The following is a 419-nucleotide window of genomic DNA, read 5'->3' on the forward strand; positions in this document are numbered from 1 at the left end:
GCGACGTGCTGGGCCTTGGCGAACTGCCAGGCGAACATGCTGGACGCGCCGATGTAGCGCGCCTTGCCGGAGCGCACCACGTCGTGCAGCGCCTCCATGACTTCCTCGATCGGCGTCTCGTAGTCCCACCGGTGGATCTGGTACAGATCCACGTGGTCGGTCCCCAGCCGCCGCAGCGAGGCATCGATGCCGGACAGGATGTGCTTGCGCGACAGGCCGCCGTCGTTGGGTCCGGAGGCCATCGGGAAGTAGATCTTCGTGGCGAGCACGTAGTCGTCACGGCGGGGGAAGAGCTTGTCGAGCAGCCGTCCGGTGATCTCCTCGCTCACACCGTGCGAGTACATGTCCGCGGTGTCGAAGAACGTCACCCCGGCCTCCGCTGCCCGCCGCACGATGGGCTCGGCCGCCTCCTCGTCCAG

At 67.5% G+C, this 419-nt stretch carries 1 protein-coding gene; it reads right to left on the reverse strand.

Going from position 1 to position 419, the window contains the following annotated elements; translation table 11 throughout:
• A partial coding sequence (locus KVT44_RS55605) for an aldo/keto reductase (RefSeq protein ID WP_217576873.1) occupies positions 1-419 on the reverse strand: 419 nt, incomplete at both ends.

This window comes from Streptomyces sp. GbtcB7, from assembly GCF_019091445.1.
In the GTDB taxonomy this organism is placed as follows: Bacteria; Actinomycetota; Actinomycetes; order Streptomycetales; family Streptomycetaceae; genus Streptomyces; species Streptomyces mirabilis.